Annotated in this window: 11 protein-coding genes and 1 tRNA gene; 2 read left to right on the forward strand and 10 right to left on the reverse strand. The window is 62.1% G+C overall.

Annotated elements, in window-relative coordinates; all coding sequences use genetic code 11:
- Positions 1-70: 70 nt before the first annotated feature.
- The 5 genes from pqqA to AC1MHZ_RS16275 form a co-directional block, all read right to left on the reverse strand.
- Positions 71-142 (reverse strand): pyrroloquinoline quinone precursor peptide PqqA, encoded by a 72-nt coding sequence (gene pqqA / locus AC1MHZ_RS16255; RefSeq protein WP_003243383.1) that lies wholly within the window; start codon positions 140-142, stop codon positions 71-73.
- Positions 143-310: 168 nt separating this feature from the next.
- A complete protein-coding gene (gene pqqF, locus AC1MHZ_RS16260) occupies positions 311-2,620 on the reverse strand; it encodes a pyrroloquinoline quinone biosynthesis protein PqqF (protein ID WP_482966614.1) in 2,310 nt (769 codons plus the stop codon).
- A gap of 123 nt (positions 2,621-2,743) precedes the next feature.
- Entirely contained in the window at positions 2,744-3,538 is a 795-nt protein-coding gene (locus tag AC1MHZ_RS16265) for a carbon-nitrogen hydrolase family protein (RefSeq protein WP_482966615.1), read from the reverse strand.
- Between the two features lie 15 nt (positions 3,539-3,553).
- Complete coding sequence (locus tag AC1MHZ_RS16270) at positions 3,554-5,236, reverse strand: flavin monoamine oxidase family protein (RefSeq protein WP_224457704.1); 1,683 nt, start codon at positions 5,234-5,236, stop codon at positions 3,554-3,556.
- A 182-nt stretch (positions 5,237-5,418) separates the two neighbouring features.
- On the reverse strand, positions 5,419-5,880 hold the full coding sequence (locus tag AC1MHZ_RS16275; protein ID WP_084856216.1) for an Lrp/AsnC family transcriptional regulator: 462 nt from the start codon (positions 5,878-5,880) through the stop codon (positions 5,419-5,421).
- A 157-nt stretch (positions 5,881-6,037) separates the two neighbouring features.
- On the opposite strand from AC1MHZ_RS16275, the gene AC1MHZ_RS16280 reads away from it, so the two are divergent.
- Positions 6,038-6,586: a serine acetyltransferase gene (locus tag AC1MHZ_RS16280; RefSeq protein WP_084856214.1), complete on the forward strand. Its 549-nt coding sequence runs from the start codon at positions 6,038-6,040 to the stop codon at positions 6,584-6,586.
- A 98-nt stretch (positions 6,587-6,684) separates the two neighbouring features.
- Here the strand turns inward: AC1MHZ_RS16280 and AC1MHZ_RS16285 are convergent, their stop codons facing one another.
- Positions 6,685-7,461, reverse strand: coding sequence for a lipopolysaccharide biosynthesis protein (locus AC1MHZ_RS16285; protein ID WP_368829611.1), 777 nt, complete (start codon positions 7,459-7,461; stop codon positions 6,685-6,687).
- A gap of 239 nt (positions 7,462-7,700) precedes the next feature.
- Between AC1MHZ_RS16285 and AC1MHZ_RS16290 the strand changes: the two genes are divergently transcribed.
- Positions 7,701-8,384, forward strand: a complete 684-nt coding sequence (locus AC1MHZ_RS16290) for a hypothetical protein (RefSeq protein ID WP_368829610.1) — start codon at positions 7,701-7,703, stop codon at positions 8,382-8,384.
- A 332-nt stretch (positions 8,385-8,716) separates the two neighbouring features.
- On the opposite strand, the gene AC1MHZ_RS16295 is transcribed toward AC1MHZ_RS16290, so the two are convergent.
- From AC1MHZ_RS16295 to dnaG, 4 genes are all read right to left on the reverse strand, one after another.
- Positions 8,717-8,793, reverse strand: a tRNA-Ile gene (locus tag AC1MHZ_RS16295).
- 15 nt (positions 8,794-8,808) lie between these two features.
- On the reverse strand, positions 8,809-12,552 hold the full coding sequence (locus AC1MHZ_RS16300) for a bifunctional diguanylate cyclase/phosphodiesterase (RefSeq protein WP_482966616.1): 3,744 nt from the start codon (positions 12,550-12,552) through the stop codon (positions 8,809-8,811).
- A 159-nt stretch (positions 12,553-12,711) separates the two neighbouring features.
- On the reverse strand, positions 12,712-14,565 hold the full coding sequence (gene rpoD, locus AC1MHZ_RS16305; protein ID WP_084856205.1) for an RNA polymerase sigma factor RpoD: 1,854 nt from the start codon (positions 14,563-14,565) through the stop codon (positions 12,712-12,714).
- Between the two features lie 67 nt (positions 14,566-14,632).
- Positions 14,633-16,615 (reverse strand): DNA primase, encoded by a 1,983-nt coding sequence (dnaG, locus tag AC1MHZ_RS16310; protein WP_084856203.1) that lies wholly within the window; start codon positions 16,613-16,615, stop codon positions 14,633-14,635.
- Between the last annotated feature and the right edge of the window lie 116 nt (positions 16,616-16,731).

Consider the following 16,731-nt stretch of genomic DNA (forward strand, 5'->3'; position numbering starts at 1 on the left):
TCTCTGTGCAAAGCCGTATGCAGAAAACGAAAACGCCCCGGCGGACCGAGGCGTCGAAGCGCTGCGGTAATCAGCGGTTGGCGAAGTACATGGTCACTTCGAAGCCGATACGCAGGTCAGTGTATGCAGGTTTGGTCCACATGGGCGTTCTCCTTCCGGATGGGGTTGGGGTGGTCAGCTACTTGTTTGGCGCCGCCTGAAGAAGGAGGTTCCATTGGCTGAGATTGCGCTATCTTACAAGAAAAATTTGTACCGAAAGGTTAATTATTCGAAAAGTGCCATTGCAGTCTCCGTAACAATCCTGCGGATTTCACTGCCCATGCCCATCGGGTGCCGGACCATTGGCCAGGCACAGCCAGCCATGATCGGCTGCCAGCAGCGCTTGCCTGAGATCATCGAGTTGTTCTTGCGTTGTATTCAGGATAGACCGCTGCATGAGGTCGAGGTCGTCAGTTTGTGTCGCCAGGTATGTCTGCCACGCCCAGTCGGCGACCTCGGCATTGGCCATGGCGCTTTCCTCGAATTGCGCGGCCAGCGCCTGGCGGGCTTCGGAGGCCAACGGCAGGTCTTCTGCCAGCAGCTTTAGTACATGGCCAAGGATCTGCCGGAGACTGGTGTTGGGCGACTGCACGCCGAAGAGCAGGCCACCGACCCCTTCGACCTGACGAAAGGCGCTGAACACGGCGTAGCCCAATTGCAGCTCGACGCGCAGGCGCTGGTAGAAAGGCCCCTGCAGCAAATGGGCGAGCAGGCGGCCTGCAGCTTGCAATGATGCAGGCAGCGGGCAGAACAGCAACAGGGCCTGTTCGTTGCTCTGGGTCTCTACCTGCTGCCACTCGCGGCCCTTGAAGGGTTCGGGTGATGCAAGGCCGGTCGGCAGGCCTGGCAGTGTTTTCAAGGTCGTTCCCAGGGCCGATTGTGCGGCCTTGTCGAAGCCCACCAGTAACCCGTGCCAGCGAGCGGCCTGCCATAGCTCGCCCGGCCATTGCTGCGCTGCTGCAGGGGCGGGCTGGGTCATGCCCCGGACGGCATCGGGCAAGGCCTTGAGCAGCATGCGCAGCGGAATCAGCTTGGACTCCGGCGCGCAGGGCCGTGCACGGGGAGCCGTCGCGGCGGCCCTTAGCAGTGGCAGGGCTTCCTTCATCGTATGCACGACGGCTTCCGGTAGACCTGCGCAAGTCAGCTGCCAGCAATCGCCAATGGCGATGAATGCCAATTTCACCGAAGCACGCTCGGCGCGCTCGACCAAGGGCTGCAGTGCATGCACGAACACCGGCTGCAAACGTGAGCGTGCATCCGACGAGACCTGCCAGCGCAGGTAGAGCGCGGCGAAACGGCGTGATGGGGGCAGGCTGGTGCTGATGGCCAGCCCCTTGGGCAATGGCGCTCTGTCATGCGGGTTGAAGCCGGGCTGGAGCAATGGCTCGGCTGGAGGGAGTTGCCATCGACCATGTTCGCTACCGGGCAGGGTCAGCAACAGTGCGCTGAATGCCCGAAGACCTTGCTCATCCAGCCCCTGGAAAGGCAGCCTCATGCTGTCCCGGCGAGCCAGTTCCAGGGCGCTGGCCGCTTGTTCGCGGTTGTATTGCAGGCGGGCGAACAGCTCGTTCAAACCCTGTGGATGCGCTTTGCGCAGGAAGCCCAGCCAGCCGTGCAACGATGCTTGGACCTGCTCGGGTGGGGCATTTTCGCTTGACTGCAGGTGCAGCGCCCAGAGCAATTGACCTGCGTGTGAGTACAGAAGCTCGGCCTTCGAACCCTGCAGCCAGCCTTGTTCGCGCGCGTAGCCCAACCAGCTGCCGGGGCGATTGTCACTGAGGCAAGCGCGCAAGAGCTCGAAGGCCTGTTCTGCCTGCGGTGGCAACTGCTCGTGGGCGAACACCAGGTCCAGTGTGCCATCTCGTACGACCGGAGGGGCCATCGGCTCGCAGAGAAGGGGGGGCACAGGTATTCGTGCAGCACGCTTGCCGCTTGGGAACAGCGAGGCGAAGCGCAAGCCCAGCGCCTGCAGAGCATCCAGTGGCTGAGGGCCGCACAGGCTCAGGGTGATGTGGCCACCTTGGTAGTACGTCTGGTGGAACTGTCCGAGCCCCTGCTGGAACGCTGGGTCGTGAATGGGCAGGGTATGCCGGTTGCCCGCCTGGAAACCGCTCAACGGATGGCGGGCGGATACGCGCTGGAGCAAGGCGAATTGCCGCTGGGCCTCGGGGCTGCGCGACCAGGCGATGAACTCCGCGTGGATCACTTCCCGCTCACGATGCTGGCGTTCGATACCCAGGTCGGGCTCGGCGAGCATCTGGCAAAGACGCTCCAGCCCGCCTGCCAGGGCGGTGGGCGGGACTTCGAAGAAGAAGTCGGTGGTGCGCTCGCGGGTGCTGGCGTTGACCTGGCCGCCCAAACCCTGGACGTAGCGCATCAGGCCGTCTTCCAAGGGAAAGCGGGCGTTGCCGAGAAAGAACAGGTGCTCCAGGAAATGCGCCAGGCCAGGCCACCTGGCTGGGGCGTCATGGCTGCCGGCGTGTACCCGCAGCGCCGCCGCAGCGTGTTTGAGCCGCGGGGCATGGCGCAGGGTGAGCTGCAAGCCGTTGTTGAGGGTGAGGTGGCGGGTGGCGTCGGGCATGGGGTAATGCTAACGCATTTGTCGCCCAATCGCGGGGCAAGCCCGCACCCACAGGGATTGCGCACCATTCTTGTAGGAGCGGGCTTGCCCCGCGATTGGGCCGCGCAGCGGCCTCGACCGATCTCAGCCTTTGCGTAGATGCAGCTCCTGCCGCAAATCCGTCAGGTAGGGAAACGCCTCCCGCCCGCGCACTACCCGTTCTCGATCCAGCTCCGCCAGCAGCACGCGCTCCTCTCGCTCAGCGATTGCCAACACGTCCCCATCCGGCCCAACGATACTGCTCTGCCCGCAATACCGGATCTCGCCTTCCGCCCCACAGTAGTTGGCGTATACCAGGTAGCACTGGTTCTCCTGGGCTCGCGCGCGCACGGTAACCTGGCAGATGAAGTCGTAAGGCTCCATATTCGCAGTCGGCACCAGGATCAGTTCGGCGCCGGCCAAGGCCAGGCGACGCGCATTCTCCGGGAACTCGATGTCGTAGCAGATCAGCAAACCGAGCTTCCAGCCGCCCAGCTCGACCACCGGGAAGTGATCGGGGCCGGGGCTGAACATGGCGCGGTCCAGCTCACCGAACAGGTGGGTCTTGCGGTAGTTGCACAGGCTGCGCCCCTGGGCATCGATCAATTGCACGCTGTTGTAGATCGCGCCGTCCTCGGCCTGTTCGGGGTAGCCGTAGACGATGGCGATGCGGTGGGCCTGGGCGATTTCCACCACTGCCATGGCCGACGCGCCGTCATTGGCCTCGGCCAGGCGTTGCACGGCTTGCAGGCCAATGTTATAGCCGCTCAGGAACATCTCCGGGCATACCAGCAACCGGGCGCCGCGAGCGGCCGCCAGCTGCGCCTGCTGGTGCAGGCGCTCAAGGTTGCCGGCCACGTCCAGTGGCCGGGGCGCGCCCTGGTAGAGAGCGATGCGCATGGTGCCTCCTTGTCTTCAGTCGGGCAGGGCGATCGGCCCGATCTCGTGGAAGACGTCGCCTGGGCCTGGGTTCTCCGGGTGGGTCTTGCCACCGAAGTGGTTCATGATACCCCACACGGCGTTGAGCGACGTTTGTACCGCCCCTTCCACCCAGGCCGGTGTCCACGACACATCATCGCCGGCGATGAAGATACCGCGCTGCTCGGCCGGCATGTCCTGCTGCATGAAGTGCGCATACATGCGCTGGTTATAGCGGTAGTGCCCCGGCAGCGCGCCCTTGAAGGCGCCGAGGAAGTACGGGTCAGCTTCCCAGGAGATGGTGATCGGGTCACCGATGATGTGGCCGGCGATATCGGTCTTCGGGTAGATCTTCTTCAGGGCATCTAGGGCCAGCTGCACGCGTTTCTCGGTCGGGTGCGGCAGCATTTTCAGGGCGTCGCTCATCCACGCGTAGGACAGGCAGATGACCCCAGGCTTGTCGTCGCCGTTGTCGAACAGGTAGGTGCCTCGGGTCAGGCGGTCGGTGAGCGTCATGCTCATCAGGTCGCGGCCGGTCTCCGGGTCCTTGTCCTTCCAGAACGGTCGGTCGACCATGACGAAAGTCTTGGACGATTGCATGTAGCGGGTGCGGTCCAGGGCCATCCACATTTTTTGCGAGAACAGCGACTCCTCGCAGTCGATCTGGGTGGTCAGCAGCCAGGTCTGGCAGGTGGCGAGCACGGCCGCGTAGTGGCGGGTGTCACCCCAGTTGTCGGTGACCGCCAGGCTACCGTCGCTGGCGCGGTGGATGCGCTTGACCCCGGCGCGCGGTGCACCGCCGTGCAGCGAGCTGAGGCTGGTGCCGGCCGGCCAATGGGCGCAGCGCTCCGGCACGTGGCGCCAGATACCCTGCGGCACCTGCTCCACGCCGCCGACCACCAGATGCTGATGGTCGTCGCAGTTGGTCATCACCACGCGGAAGATTTCCAGCATCGAGTTGGGGAAGTCCGAATCCCAGCCACCGGTACCGAAGCCGACCTGGCCGAACACTTCGCGGTGCTGGAAGCTCAGCTTGGCGAACGAGCGCGACGTGGCGACGAAGTCATAGAAGGTGCGGTCGTCCCACAGCGGTACCAGGGTGTTCCACAGCTCCTTGAGGCGCGGCACGTCGCGGTCGCGGATGGCCTGCTGGATATCGCCGAACTGGGCGCCGCTTTCCAAGGCATCGGCCCAGGCGTCGGCCACCTCCTGGAACAGCGCCGGCAGGTCGGAGATCTTCTCGGCGTAATAGGTCTGGCCTTCCAGGTCGATCACGGTGCTGCCCGAGGCTGGGGTCAGCGGGTTGGGGAATGGCTTGGTCTCAAGGCCCAGCTTGTCGACATAGTGGTAGAAGGCCGTGGACGAGACCGGGAAGCGCATGCCGCCCAGCTCGGCGACGATGCCGTCGGTGCCATTGAAAGCCTGCGAGCGCAGGCGCCCGCCCAGCTTGGACGCCTCGTACACCACGGGCTTGAGGCCCAGCTTCATCAGCTCATAGGCCGCCACCAGGCCCGCGATGCCGCCACCGACAATCGCGACCTCCTCACCGTGGCGCTCTGCCGGGATGCTGCCCAGGCCCGCGGGGTGCTCCAGCCAGTCGTCGAAAGCGAAGGGGAAGTCCGGGCCGAAGATGGTGATGGGTTTCTTGCCGTCGGCGGGGTGGCGGTTTTTCTTATTCATGTGATGACCTTGCCAGGGGCTGCGCAGGGGCGGAGCCTGAGTATAGGAAATTGCCTGGAGGCCATTTTAGGGGGTGGGGTGTTCGTAATTAAGGTGCAGAGTGGCGTCGTTATGTGTGGATGATCGTCTAAACGATCATTCATTTGCACATAATGACGACAGGCATGAGCCCGCGCATCAACTCAGCCCGGTTGCCCCCGGTCGACCTTGCTGCTAAGGATGATCGAGGTGGTGGTCTTCTCCACCCCTTCCAGGCTGCCGATCTGGTCGAGCAACTGGTCCAGCTGTTCAGGCGAGTCACTGCTTAGCCAGGCGACGTAGTCGAATTCGCCGCTGACCGCACACAACTGCTGGACCTGCCCCATGGCGGTGAGCCGGCGCACGATGTCCTTGCCCGAGCGTGGCTGAGCTTTGATGCCCACATAGGCTTGCAGCCCGCCGCCGATCAGGCGCTGCCCCAGCCGCACGCCATAGCCGGTGATGACCTTGCTCTTCTCCAGGCGCTCCAGGCGCGAGTTCACGGTGGTGCGGGCAATGCCCAGCTGGCGGGCGAGGGTGGCGACGCTTTCGCGCGCGTTGATCTGCAGCAGGGCGATCAACTGGCGGTCGATTTCGTCGAGGGCGATGGGACGGATGTCGGACATGATGGGTCTCTTTTGTCAGCGGCGTAGCCTAGTATTGGACGGCTAGCGTGCGCAAGAAGGCCTCTGACTCCTATCGTAATGAAAATACAGCGGTTGGCTTGCGGCGCACGTGGATGCCCTCCATCATCGACCCTCAGCTCTGCAAGCAGGCCCAACAGTGACATTCGAAGAATTGCTCGAATGTTGGCGCACGGAAGTCTCCAACAAGAAAAAGCCAGGCCGGTGTACCAGTCTGTTCTTCAACGTGCTTCGCCGTGCGCGCAAGGACAATAAGTTGCGCTACCTATTCTGGTTCCGCTTCGCCCAATACTGCCATGGCAAGGGAGGCGCATGTGCGGCCTATGCGCGTCGGCTCAATGAACGTTTGAACTTGAAGTATGCCGTCGACATTGGCCTGGAGGCTTCGATTGGGCCTGGGGTACGTATCGCTCACCTGCCGGGCGTGGTGATCAGTGGCCACGCTCGAATCGGACGCAACCTGTTCATTCGCCAGAACTGCACCATCGGCATCAAGACATTGGGGCTGAAGCGTTATCGCTTGGAGCTCGGCGACAATGTCAGCATCGGTGCGAACAGTTGCGTGATTTCGGATGATGTTCACATAGGCGACAACGTGACCATCGGTGCCATGTCATTGGTCAACAAGCCTATTCCCGACAACTGCGTTTTCTACAACCAGCGCACTGCCGTTGTCATCGAGAGATGACCTCAAAAATGGCGACGTCCCTGTAGGAGCGGGCTTGTCCCGCGATGGGGCGCGTAGCGGCCCCAACTGCTCAAACAGACAGCATTATCCCAAAGGCTCTAGTTGACCATGCCCCTGAATGCCTCGAGCGTGATCTTTGGCACCACACTCTCCGGAATCCGAGAACGGGCAGACAGATTGTAGATTCTGAAGCGCTCGCCAACGACCTGCCGTGCCGTCAGTTCGAATGACGGCAAGATTCGCTCTTCAAAATGCTGGTCCAGACCACAAGGCGATCTGTGCGAGTCGTCCTTTTCGTAGAAACGCCCTGCCGACTGATCCAGGTCGACACCTACGAGGAATACCCGGCTAAAACCCACGTGATAGGCAATCTGTAGCGCTACGTAAGCCACGGTACGCGCGTCGAAGAAACCATGGGAGAGGTCCTTGCTGAAACCCAGCGAGCGAGCACGTCTATCCAGGCTGTTTCGATTGCGTACCAGCGCCTGGTCTCGATGGACATAGCGCTGAAAGAAAGACAGGTCAGGGGCTTTGTGCAGGAAAAAAACCTCACCGGCCGGTGGGGCCGACAGTGTTTCGTACTGATCCTGCCACATCGCCACCCGCTGACTCTTTGCCATGGCTTGTGCAAACAACTGGGGCTGCTGGCGTGAAAAGTCCCGATCCGTGCATACATAGAAAAACGGGTTAGTCCCTGCCGTATCCAGCATTGCGATAGAGCCGTTCATGGCGATGATCGGCACATTGGGGAATTCATCGATGGGAAAGTGCTTGGCCGAGACGCCCGAGGCCAAAAGGATGACTGGGCCGCTAGCAATATTCCGACACTTTTCGAATTCCTCGGCTCGTTCGGGCAAGGAGGAAGCAGTACGCATGGGGTCGCGTTTATCTCTAGGTTAGGTAGAAGCAACAAATGCTATAGAGTTTGAAATGTACTGTTCGTTCCGCCTGCGCTATACCCGTGGCTCATGTGCAATCGGGGCGACGAAGCGCATGCGCTGAACGTCGTGGCGTAATGATGTTATTTCGGCGACAATGTCGCGGATCCAATTTTCAGGGGTGCCAGCGCTAGCTGCCATCGAGTTTTTGAAAAATCAGTTCGCAATGGTTTGGCATGTCGAAAACAAAGGATTTGAGTCAACTGGACGTTGATGGCGTATTTTGCATCAGTCTTCGCGAACGCGAAGACCGGCGCGCGTTGCTAACGAAAGAGTTCCACGGCAGTGGCCTCGCGATTGAGTTCCTCATCGTCGAGCGCGACCAGCAAAGCCCGGAACGTGGATGCTTCGATTCCCATATGAAATGCGCGCGGTTGGCGCTGGAACGAGGCTATCGGCGTGTGCTGGTGCTGGAGGACGATGCGACGCTGGTGTCGTTCGGCGTTCAGCAAGTCAGCCAGATCAATACGTTCCTGAACAAGAAATCGCCTGAGTTGTTCTACCTGGGCGCCAACCTTGGCCGGGTATGGCTCACCTGGTACAGAGGGGTGGCAAGGGTGCGCACCAAAGGGACGCATGCCTATATCTTGTCGAGCGAGGGGTGCCGACATCTGTTGAGTCATGCCCCTTATTCCGGCACCGCAATCGATAAAGTGTTTTCGAAAAAATTCAGGGCCTACATGGCGTTCCCAATGCTGAGCCAGCAGCAGCCTGAGGAAATCGCGCCAAGCGACGTGTTGGCCGCCCGGTCCCTGGATGGTACGTTCCCGGATGCCGAGTTCTGGGCGAACAACTGGCGAAAGCAGTACACCCAGGTGTTCCAGAATTTCGGGAAAACCCTGTTGCGCCGCGATATCTAGCTCGTGTGCTCAGCTGCGTGCCGGTGATGAGCGCATGCAAGCGCTTCGGCTTGCCAGCTGAAGTGTGGCTACTCGGGTTGTTGCCAAATCCAGAGCGCGTCGTTCATGAGAGGCCTTCATCGATGAGCCGATTAGCGAACCTATTCGGCTCACTGTCTATTTTCCAAGCCAGGCCGTTTGGCTTTGAGTTGGTAGGGTTCTGTCAGAGTGGAACCTGATTGCGGACCGGTGTGGACACAGTGTGGACGCTTGTCCCGCTTGTGAAAGGTCTATATCCGCGAAAATGTGAGGCTGCAGAAACGGCAAAGCCGCACAGTGCGCGGCTTTAAAGATGGTGGGCCCACACGGACTCGAACCGTGGACCAAAGGATTATGAGTCCTCTGCTCTAACCAACTGAGCTATAGGCCCCAGAGGTGGCGGGGATTATAACGAGGGTTTGAGGTGGGTGCCATCTGAAAGATCTGATAGTGCTATACGAAGAAAGGTTGCTGCGAACTCCTCCGGGGGCAGGGGCGGGCTGACGATGTAGCCCTGGATCTGCTCACAGCCTTCGATGGCCAGGAAGTGCTGCTGATCCTGGTTCTCCACACCTTCGGCAATGATGGTCAGCTGCATGCTGCGGCCCAGGGCGATGATTGCGCGGGTAATGGCAGCGTCGTGGGGGTCGTCCGGCAGGCCGCGGATGAAGGACTGGTCGATTTTGAGGATGTCCAGTGGCAGGCGCTTGAGGTAGCTCAGCGATGAATAGCCTGTACCGAAGTCGTCGATGGCCAGTTGCACGCCCAGGTCCTTGAGCTGGTGAAGGATGGCCAGGGCTTCTTCGGCCTGGCTCATGATGAAGTTCTCGGTGATTTCCAGCTGCAGGTCGCCGGCCTTGAGCTGGTACACCTTGAGCAGGTGTTCGATGCGCCTGGCCAGGCTCGGTTGGCGCAGCTGGGCGCCGGCGAGGTTGATCGACAGGGGGCCGAACGGCTTGTAGAGGGCCTTCCAGGCGAACATCTGGCGGCAGGCCTGTTCCATCACCCAATCGCCCAGCTGGAGAATGGTGCCGTTCTCCTCGGCCAGGTGGATGAACTGCTCCGGCGGTACCTCGCCGAAGGTCGGGTGCCGCCAGCGAACCAGGGCTTCGGCGCCGACCAGGCTTTGGCTCTTGAGGCTGAACTTAGGCTGGAAGCACAGGCTCATTTCGTGACGCTCGATGGCGCGGCGCAGTTCGTGCTCCAGGGCAATGCGCTCGCTGGCCTGGGCGGTGAGGTCGCGGGTGTAGGCTTCGACGCGGTTGCGGCCCTTGGCCTTGGAGCGATACATGGCGGCGTCGGCGTTGCGGATGAGGCTGGCGACGTCGCTGCCGTCCTGGGGATAGAGGCTGATGCCGATGCTCGCGCTGGTGAAGAACTCATGTTCGCCGGCCTGGAAGGGCGCATGGAAGCAGGCCAGCAATTTGTTGGCGATGGCGTTGGCATCGCTGGGGCGATGCAGGCCGGGCAGGAGGATGATGAATTCGTCACCGCCCAGGCGGGCTACGGTGTCGAGGTCGCGTACTTGTTCCTTCAGGCGGTGGGCGATACTTTTTAGCAACAGGTCGCCCACGGGGTGGCCTAGGCTGTCATTGATGTGCTTGAAGCGGTCCAGGTCGAGGAACAGGACCGCGCCCTGGCGATTGGCCTCCTGGGCGCCGCTGAGGGCAGCCTGCAGGCGGTTTTCGAACAGGGCGCGGTTGGGCAGACCGGTGAGCGGGTCGTGGTGGGCCTGGTAGTCGAGCTTGGCCTGGGCAAGCTTGAGGCTGGAGATATCGGCGAACACAGCGACGAAGTGGGTGATCTCATGCTCGCGGTTGCGCACGGCGCTGATGGTCAGCCAGCCGGGGTAGAGCTCGCCATTCTTGCGCTTGTTGTAGATTTCTCCCTGCCAGTGGCCTTCGGCGGTGAGCTGGTGCCACATGGCGGCATAGAACGCGCTGTCGTGCTGGCCGGAGGCAAGCAGGCGCGGGGTCTGCCCGAGGGCTTCTATTTCGCTGTAGCCGGTGATTTCGCTGAAGGCGCGGTTCACCGCGCTGATGCGTTGCTCCGGGTCGGTGATCAAGACGCCTTCTGCGGTGTTCTCGAATACGGTGGCCGCCAGCTGCAGTTTTTCCTGCATCAGGTTGCGCTCGGTGATGTCGCGCACGATGGTCAGCATGCAGTCGGTACCGGCGATCGGCAGCGGTCGGGCTGACAACTCGCACAGGCGAATCTGCCCGTCGCTGCGGCGTATGTGGCAACTGAAGTCACGTACGAAGCCGTCACGCTGGAGCTGATCGACCAGGCGCTTGCGTTCGTTGAGGTCGACCCAGATGCCCAGGTCGAGGGAGGTCTGGTCGCTGGCAGGATTGATGTCGTAGCCGGTCAGGCGGCAGAAGCCTTCGTTCGCCTCCAGCAACAGGCCGTCACTCTGACGTGACAGCAGCAGGCCGTCGGGGGAGGCGTGGAAGGCCTTGGCGAACTTCTCCTCCGAGGTTTGCAGTTGTTGCTGGGTTTCCTTCAGCTGGCTGATGTCCCGCACGGCCACCACCAGCGCCCGGGCGCCATCGAGTTCGAACGTTTCAGCGGAGACCAAGCCGGTGAATATTTGGCCGTTGCTACGTCGGAACCGGGTCTCCAGATTACGGATGGCACCGCGCTGCAGGCGCTCCAACAGGACGGGCCCGGCACCTGCGACTGCCCAGAGGTCCAGCTCAGTGGCGGTGCGACCGATCACCTGGCTCGGGCTCAGGCCGATCTGCTCTTCGAAGGCTTCGTTGACCTCCAGCAGGCAGCCATCGCTGTGCCGGGCGATCACCAGGATGTCCGGGCATTGTTGGAACACCGAGGCGAACTTCTGCTCCGACAGGCGCAGGGCATCCTCGGTACGCTTGGTTTCGCTGATGTCGATCATCAGGCCGCGCAGCAACGGGCGGTGCCCATGTTCGATCATGCTGACGATATTGCGCACCCAGAGGGCTTGGCCATCGGCGCGGATCACCCGATAGTCGAGGCTGTGGTCGCGTCCGGCGGCGGTCTCGCTGTCGCAGAAGGCTTGGGCCCAGAGCGCATCCTCGGGGTGCAGGATGCTGCGCCAGAACCCTGGCTTGAGCCAGTCGCCCAGGGGGTAGCCGAGCAGATCCTCGGCATGGGGGGAGACGTAGCTGTAGGTGAAATCGTTGGCGTCGGCTTCCCACGCGATGGCCGACAGGCTTTCGACCAGGCTGCGGTAGTGGTACTCGCTGCTGCGCAGTTCCTGCTCGAGCGCGATACGCCGGGAGATTTCCGAGCTCAGGCGCCGGTTGATGCGGATCACCACGGCGAGGATGGCCATCAGCAGCAGGACTGCGGGCAGGCCATAGAGCAGCAGGTCGTTCCAGAACGAGCGTTGGTCGACGACATTGCCAACCCAGCGTTGCTGGATCTGGTTGACTTCGCCAGGACTCATGTCTGCTATGACCTTGTCCAGAATACCGATCAAGACCTTGTTGCCTCTGGGCGTGGCCATGGCCAACTGATAGCGGTAAGGCGTCTCGCCACTGACGTACAGGCCTTCGAGCTTGAGTTGTCGCAGGGCCCAGATACTCGAGGCGAGGTCACCGACCACAGCGTCCACTTCATCGGTGGCCAGGGCCTGTAGGGAGGAGCTGACGTTGGGCAGTGCGACGAGGTTCAGGTCCGGGTGGTGCGTGCGCAGCAGCTCATGGGGCGCGTAGTTTTCCACCACGGCGACCTTGAGCCCGTACAGTTCCTTGAGTGTGCGGGGCTGTGGCCCGCCGTCATGGGCCAGGATGACGATGGGGAAGTCCAGGTAGGGGCGGGTGAAGGACAGGTAATTCTGGCGTTCCGGTGTCGACATGATGCCAGGGAGCAGGTCCAGGCGGTTTTCCTTGGCTTGCAGCAGGACGTCGGTCCAGCCTCTGGGCTCGACCGGCTTGAGCTGGATGCCCAGGCGTTCCTCGATCAGGGCAACGTAGTCGGCGGCCAATCCCTGGTAGCGGCCCTCCTGGTCGCGGAACTCGAAAGGTGGCCAGGAGGCATCGATACCCAGACGTAGCTGGGGGTGGGCGCCGAGCCAGGCTTTCTCTTCATCCGTCAGGGTCAAGGCGCCGGCCGTTGTGGTCCAGAGAAGCAGGATCGACAACAGAAGGGCCGGCACAAAGGACATAGCGGCCTCTCGTTCAAGGGGTATGAATCGAGTGTAGACGGGCAAAGCGTGCCGGGTGACTCAGTTCGCGGGTCAACCATCGCGATGCAACGCCATGCCTGCAGCCCAGAGGGGCCGCTGGCTGAAAAGAAAAACCCCGGCCTGGGCCGGGGTTCGTCATCACTCGTCGAGGAAGGAGCGCAGGTGCTCGCTTCGCGTCGGGTGGCGCAGCTTGCGCAACGCCTTGGCTTCGATCTGACGGATCCGTTCGCGGGTCACGTCGAACTGCTTGCCGACCTCTTCGAGGGTGTGATCGGTGTTCATGTCGATGCCGAAACGCATGCGCAGCACCTTGGCTTCGCGTGCGGTCAGGCCCGAGAGCACGTCACGGGTGGCTTCCTTGAGGCTTTCGACCGTGGCCACATCGATCGGGGACTGCATGGTCGAGTCCTCGATGAAATCGCCCAGGTGCGAATCTTCGTCGTCACCGATCGGGGTTTCCATGGAGATCGGTTCCTTGGCGATCTTCAATACCTTGCGGATCTTGTCCTCAGGCATTTCCATGCGCTCGCCCAGCTCTTCCGGAGTCGGTTCGCGACCCATTTCCTGCAGCATCTGGCGGGAAATGCGGTTGAGCTTGTTGATCGTCTCGATCATGTGCACCGGAATACGGATGGTGCGCGCCTGGTCGGCGATCGAGCGGGTGATCGCCTGGCGGATCCACCAGGTGGCGTAGGTCGAGAACTTGTAGCCGCGACGGTATTCGAACTTGTCCACCGCCTTCATCAAGCCGATGTTGCCCTCCTGGATCAGGTCCAGGAACTGCAGGCCACGGTTGGTGTACTTCTTGGCGATGGAAATCACCAGACGCAGGTTGGCCTCGACCATTTCCTTCTTGGCGCGGCGGGCCTTGGCCTCGCCGATCGACATGCGACGGTTGATTTCCTTGATTTCGGCAACGGTCAGGCCGGTCTCGGTCTCGAGGTCGATCAGTTTCTGCTGGCAGGCGACGATCGCGGCGTCCTTCTCACCCAGGGCGGCAGCCCACTTGGTGTTGCGCTTGGCCAGGTCGCCGGACCAGGTTTGGTCGGTTTCATTGCTTGGGAACAGGCGCAGGAAGTCGGCGCGTGGCATGCGGGCATCACGCACGCACAGCTGCATGATGGCGCGTTCCTGGGCGCGCAGGCGCTCCAGGGCGCTGCGCACGCGCTCGACCAGCGCGTCGAACTGCTTGGGCACCAGCTTGATCGGCATGAACAGGTCTGCCAGGGCCTGGAGGGCTTCGATGCTCTCCTTGCCGCTGCGGCCGTGCTTTTTCAGGATCTTGCTGGTGGCCTGGAGCTGGTCGGCGACGGCGCCGAAACGCTGACGGGCAACTTCCGGATCCGGGCCGCTTTCGCCCTCGTCCTCGCTGTCGTCACCGCTTTCTTCGCTGTCTTCCTCTTCGTCTTCTTCTTCCTTGGCAGCCGCGGCCTTGGCGCCAGGGATCGGCACTTCCTCGGTCGGGGCGGCGATGTTGTCGTCAGGGTCGATGTAACCGCTGAGGACATCGGACAGACGGCCACCTTCGGTGGTGACGCGGTCATATTCGCTGAGGATATAGTCGACAGTACCCGGGAAGTGGGCGATGGCGCCCATGACTTCGCGAATGCCTTCCTCGATGCGCTTGGCGATTTCGATCTCGCCTTCGCGGGTCAGCAGCTCGACGGTACCCATTTCGCGCATGTACATGCGCACCGGGTCGGTCGTGCGGCCGATATCGGTTTCAACTGCCGCCAACGCTGCGGCGGCTTCTTCGGCTGCGGCTTCGTCGGTGTCGGCTTCCGCCAACAGCAGGGCATCCGCATCCGGAGCACTCTCGAATACGTTGATCCCCATGTCGTTGATCATGCGGATGATGTCTTCCACCTGTTCCGGATCTGAAATATCCTCAGGCAGGTGGTCGTTGACCTCCGCGTAAGTCAGGTAGCCCTGCTCACGGCCGCGGGTGATCAACTCTTTGATACGAGATTGCTGTTGCGCTTTTCCGGACATAACACCCTATCCACTGAAGGTCTTGGCGGGCAAAAAACAAGCCGAGGATTATACCCGAGCATGGACCTCACGCGCCAGATGAGGTCGGGGTTTGTGCGGGAACATTCCGGCTCAGCAGGGCAAGGAGCTGCGATTTTTCCTCGCTGCTCAATTCGCTTTGACGTGCTTTCCTGAGCAGATGTTCCAGGCTGCGCTCGCGTTGGCGGGCGGACAAGCTAGTTATAGTGTCGAAAAACTGTTGTTCAAGGTTGTCGGCATCGATCAGCCATTCCTTTTCCGCCAGGGCCCGCAGCAGTCGGCCTTGTTCGGTGCCGTGCCAGCGTGCGATCAGTTGCATTGAGCTTAGCTTAGGATTCTTCTGCGCGGCTTCGATCAAGGCCACCAGCAGCTGGCTGTAGAGGTGCTCTTCGTCGGCGAAATGGCTGGCATCTTCCACCTTGCCGGCCAGCAGCGGGTAGTGCAGCAAGGTGCGCAGCGCCGACAGCGTCGGCGGCTCCACCGGTGCGGGCACCCTTGGCGGCGCTTCGCCGCGATGGCCGTCACGTTGCCAGGGCTTGCCGCCTTTCTTGTCCCAGGGCTTGCCATCCCATTGTTTCTTGCCGCCTTTGCTGGGCGTCCATGGGCGCTGTTCTTGCTGGGCGGGCGCATGGTCGTACGGGTGCGCCTCGCTGTAGTCGGGGGTGTAGCTGGCCATGGCGTCGTAGTCATAGCCGGGGTCGTAATCCGGGGTGCTGGGGGCTGGTGCGTGCTGGGCCAGCTGTTCGACCTGTTGCGGATCCAGCCCGGTGATTTCCTTCAGGCGGTTGCGCATCAGCTGGCGCAGGTTGGCACCGGGAATCTTTTCGATCAACGGTGCGGCCAGGGTCGCCATGTGCGCCTTGCCTTCCAGCGAACGCGGGTCGGCCTCGTTGCCCAATTGCTCGAAGAAGTAGTCCGCCAGTGGCTGGGCGTGCTGGTTGATGCGGGCCATGAAGGCATCGGTGCCTTCTGCGCGCACCAGGCTGTCCGGGTCTTCGCCTTCGGGCAGGAACAGGAAGCGGGCACGGCGGCCGTCCTGCAGACTGGCCAGGGTTGACTCCAGGGCGCGCCAGGCAGCCTTGCGGCCGGCCTGGTCGCCATCAAAGCAGAACAGCACGCTCGGCACCACGCGGAACAAGCGCTTGAGGTGCTCTTCGCTGGTGGCCGTGCCCAGTGTCGCCACCGCATTGCGCAGGCCTTGCTGGGCCAGGGCGATGACGTCCATGTAGCCCTCGACCACGATGATCTCGTCGAGGTTGCGGTTGTGCTTGCGCGCCTCGTACAGGCCGTACAGCTCTTGCCCCTTGTGGAACACCGGGGTTTCCGGAGAGTTCAGGTACTTGGGCTTGTCGTCCCCGAGGACCCGGCCGCCGAACGCGATGACCCTGCCACGGCTGTCGCGGATAGGGAACATCACGCGGTCGCGGAAACGATCGTAGCGCTTGCCGCTTTCGGCATTCTCGATCAGCAGGCCTGCATCGATCATCACCTTTTGCTGCAGGCTGTCCGCGCCCAGGTGCTTGAGCAGATTGTCCCAGCCCGGTGGGGCGAAGCCCAGGCCGAAGTCACGGGCGATTTCGCCGGACAGGCCTCGGCCCTTGAGGTAGTCCACCGCCGCCTTGCGGGTCGGGTGGCTGCGCAGCGCCTGGCGATAGAACTCGGCGGCGGCTTCCAGCAGCGGGTAGAGGGGCGAGTCGGTGGGCTGGCGGGGCTTCTGCCCGCGACGGCCTTCCTCCCGAGGGACCTCCATGCCGGCGGCCCGGGCCAGCTCTTCGACCGCCTGGGGAAAGTCCAGGTTGTCGTGGTCCATGACGAAGCCGAGCGCGTTGCCGCCAGCACCACAACCGAAGCAGTAGTAGAACTGCTTGTCGGGGCTGACGGTGAAGGAGGGGGTTTTCTCCTTGTGGAACGGGCAGCAGGCGGAAAGGTTCTTGCCGGTCTTCTTGAGCTGGATACGCGAGCTCACCACATCGACGATGTCGGTGCGGTTGAGAAGGTCGTCAATGAAGCTTTGGGGAATCAGCCCGGCCATGGCAGTCTCGTCATCTGGCAGCTGGCAAGTCTAATCGCTACGCGCCGGTTGAGGGCGAGCAGTTGATGCGGGAGATGTGAGGAAAAGTGTGCTCGTCAGCCACGAATGGCTCGTCA

The organism is Pseudomonas sp. FA-1 (genome assembly GCF_056856075.1).